This is a genomic window from Oleiphilus sp. HI0123, from assembly GCF_001635315.1.
Window position 1 is genome coordinate 1 of the sequence record NZ_LWGE01001103.1, and the last position, 3273, is coordinate 3273.

The following is a 3273-nucleotide window of genomic DNA, read 5'->3' on the forward strand; positions in this document are numbered from 1 at the left end:
GCCAAGTCTTCGGTGACGCAAAGATGACAACCGCATTACTTGATCGACTAACGCATCACTGTCACATCATTGAAACAGGTAACGAAAGTTACCGCTACAAAGAATCTACTAATAAACGAATTTAAAACTGGAAATAAAAGAAAAGTTCAGGCCATAATCTGGCCTCTCAGGCGGGTCAAAATTAAGTGCAAAAGCCGGGTCAGTTTTACATGCAAATTAACACTAGTGTTTTTATAGGCTAAACTAACAAGGTCAATAAACTGTAGAGGGCACCTGGATGATCGGTGAGCACAATTACAACCATTACAATATCAATAAGAAATTGGTTCGCGAAAAGATAGCGACGACTGAGCTTCGTGTTGGTATGTATGTTGTAGAATTGGATAGACCTTGGGTTGATACCCCGTTTCTGTTTCAAGGTTTTCTGATTAGCAGTGAAGAAGAGATCGATCAACTGAATGAGTATTGTGAATATGTTTATATAGATGTGACTCAGACAGAAATTACTTATAGGGAAAAACGAAAGAATCGTACTGATGTCAAAAGTCGCCGGATTTATAAAGTACCTGTTGAACGAGAGTTGGCTGTCGCCGTATCTGACTATGACTATGCGAAGAAGACAGTTGATCATGCCCTTAGTGCCCTCCGTCTATCTCAGGAGATAAATACCACTGAGGTAAAAACAGCTGTTAAAAGTTGCGTGAAAAGCGTACTAAAAAACCCTAATGCCATGCTCTGGCTAACTCAGATTAAAGACAAAGATGATTACACGGCAGAACACAGTTTACGTGTATCTATCATGGCTGTTGCACTTGGGCGTGAGCTGGAGCTGCTGGAAAAGGAGCTTGAAGACCTAGGCGTTGCGGCGATGCTGCATGATGTGGGAAAGATTAATATACCCATCGAGGTGCTGAATAAAGAAGGATCCTTAAATTCCGAGGAATATGAACTCGTCAAGGAACATGCGACACATGGTCGCAAGCTGCTGATGTCTAAATCAGACGTGCCTCCGGTCGCGGTTGATGTTGCGTATTGTCATCATGAACATCTCAATGGTAAGGGTTACCCAAGGGGGGTGACTGCTGAAAAGATTCCTTTCTTCGCTAAAATTGTTAGCGTGGTGGATGCTTTCGATGCCATTACCAGTGACCGGGTTTATAGTGATGCACGTTCGACATTGGAAGGTTTGCGTATTCTTTACGATTGTCGTGGCCAGCAGTTTGATGAGGAAATTGTTCGAGCTTTTATTCGCTTAGTAGGAATTTATCCACCGGGGCATATTGTTGAGCTGACCAATGGCGAAGTTGGTATTATCCTATCGTGCCAAAGAAACAATAAGCTTCGCCCCAAACTGATTATTGTCAGGAATACTGAGAAGAAAAGCTGTGCTGAACGGATTGTTGATCTAAGTAATGAGCAAAAAGATCAGCATGGTAAGCCGCTTCGAGTTAAAGAAATATATACAGACGGGGCCTTTGGCGTTCAGCTTAAGGAATACAAGGCCAAAGGCTTAAACTTTGGCCTTGCAGTACAGTAATAAACCTTAAAGCCTGGTACTGAACTTTGAAGGAATGACGAAAGCGCTAACAGTCTTGCGGCAGTCTTAGAAGTTTGTTTTGCGCCCTTAGACGCTTTCTCGGCCATGTTGTGAACCCTTTTACTGCGTTGTGATTGATTTCTTCTGCTACAGCTCATTGCTCCTTTGCAGCACTTAAACCAACTATAAATACATTAAGCGTTTGGGGCTCAGTAAACCAATCATTGAAGATTTATGTTTTACCCTTGAAAGAGCTGCTAAACTTAAGTGAGTTGTGCACCTCACCGAATATTTACTTTTAATACTGAGCCTGAAAAATGAGATCTATTTTAATTGTTGAAGACTCTTCTACCGTTCGTGAAATGGTTACCTTTGTTTTAAAGGATGAACGTTTGAAAATAGTCGAAGCTGAGGATGGCTTGGAAGCGCTCGACTTGGCGAAAAAGCAGAACTTTGACCTAGTGATCACAGACCACAATATGCCTAATATGAAGGGAATTGATTTAGCCATTGCATTGAGGAATATGGAGTCTTACAAAGAAACGCCTATTTTGATGCTAACAACTGAGTCAGACCCTAGGCTGAAAAAAGTAGGTAAAGATACCGGTATAACTGGTTGGATTCTAAAGCCCTTGAGTCCTCAGCGCTTCAAACCAGCCATAGAAAAGCTGTTGGATATTGCCTAAGTCTTAGCAATTCTTGCCATTATGATCGATGATGCTCTTCTCACCCTGGCTTTGTCACCTATTCTCGTTCCGCAGGGAATCTATACTAAAAAAGTGACGCCTAAACTTCCTGAGCCTGAAGGTAGCCGTGAAGGTATTTTAGGTAACGGGGAGCCTTTGCGCATCTTAATTCTAGGTGACTCAGCTGCTGCAGGTGTTGGCGTTGATAGTCAGAACGATGCGCTTTTAGGGCAGCTGGTGTCGAAACTGTCGCAGTACCGCGCTATCGAGTGGCGCCTTTTAGCCGAAACAGGCTTGAAGACATCTGAGATGCTAGAGCGCCTACATGCGCTTGAGGCTTTTAAAACCGATGTTGTCATTACTTCCTTAGGTGTCAATGATATAACCGGCGGGACACGACTGAAACACTGGCTAGAGCAGCAAAGAGAGTTAAAACTGCTGCTTCAAGACAAGTTTCAAGCGCGTCATATCTTCTTGAGCAGTGTACCTCCCATGCATGAATTTCCGGCTCTACCTCAGCCACTTCGCTGGTTTTTGGGGCGTCGTTCTCGTGCAATGAATAGTGCTTTGAACGAACAGGCAGCACTAGATGAGGCTTTAGCTTTTGTTAGTGTTCAGTTTCCTATGCAAAAAGAGTTCTTTGCCAGTGATGGCTTCCATCCCAGTGCGCAGGCTTACCGCTTATGGTCAGAAGCTTTACTTGAGCACTTTAAAGAGCGTTGTTTATTGCCCCAGCGTTGAAGGTATCGTCGAGCAGCATTCCAGGCTGATCATCGCTTTTTTGCGTTCTGCTCCCCAGCGATATTGATTAATCTCCCCCGTACTTCTAATGACCCGGTGACAGGGAATCAAATAGGCAATATTGTTCTTCGCAATGGCTGAAGCGACGGCTCTGGTAGTATTTGGTTGATTGATTTGCTCAGCAACCTGTTGATAAGAGCGCAACTCGCCTTCAGGAATCTTCAGTAAGGCCTCCCATACCAACAGTTGGAAAGGCGTTCCTTTGCAGAGCAAGTTCAACTTGTTCTCGTTTGCTGGTCCAGAGTCGAA

The 3273-nt window shown here is 43.8% G+C and carries 5 protein-coding genes; 4 read left to right on the top strand and 1 reads right to left on the bottom strand.

What is annotated here, in order from left to right:
* The 4 genes from A3761_RS11005 to A3761_RS11020 all read left to right on the top strand — a co-directional run.
* Positions 1-125, top strand: a 125-nt coding sequence (locus A3761_RS11005; protein WP_197473017.1) for an ATP-binding protein, incomplete at its 5' end; no start/stop codon positions are given.
* A 152-nt stretch (positions 126-277) separates the two neighbouring features.
* On the top strand, positions 278-1537 hold the full coding sequence (locus A3761_RS11010) for an HD-GYP domain-containing protein (protein ID WP_068553598.1): 1260 nt from the start codon (positions 278-280) through the stop codon (positions 1535-1537).
* 317 nt (positions 1538-1854) lie between these two features.
* On the top strand, positions 1855-2223 hold the full coding sequence (locus A3761_RS11015) for a response regulator (RefSeq protein WP_068508062.1): 369 nt from the start codon (positions 1855-1857) through the stop codon (positions 2221-2223).
* A gap of 21 nt (positions 2224-2244) precedes the next feature.
* A complete protein-coding gene (locus tag A3761_RS11020; protein WP_068513558.1) occupies positions 2245-2964 on the top strand; it encodes an SGNH/GDSL hydrolase family protein in 720 nt (239 codons plus the stop codon).
* On the opposite strand, the gene A3761_RS11025 is transcribed toward A3761_RS11020, so the two are convergent.
* Positions 2947-3273: methylated-DNA--[protein]-cysteine S-methyltransferase (locus tag A3761_RS11025; protein WP_156491796.1), on the bottom strand; the 327-nt coding region annotated here is incomplete at its 5' end. The two genes, A3761_RS11020 and A3761_RS11025, sit on opposite strands and share 18 nt — an antisense overlap.

Bases quoted from the DNA above. Each gene is read 5' to 3' on its own strand.
- A3761_RS11010 (WP_068553598.1), top strand. From the start codon at position 278: ATGATCGGTGAGCACAATTACAACCATTACAATATCAATAAGAAATTG.
- A3761_RS11015 (WP_068508062.1), top strand. From the start codon at position 1,855: ATGAGATCTATTTTAATTGTTGAAGACTCTTCTACCGTTCGTGAAATG.
- A3761_RS11020 (WP_068513558.1), top strand. From the start codon at position 2,245: ATGATCGATGATGCTCTTCTCACCCTGGCTTTGTCACCTATTCTCGTT.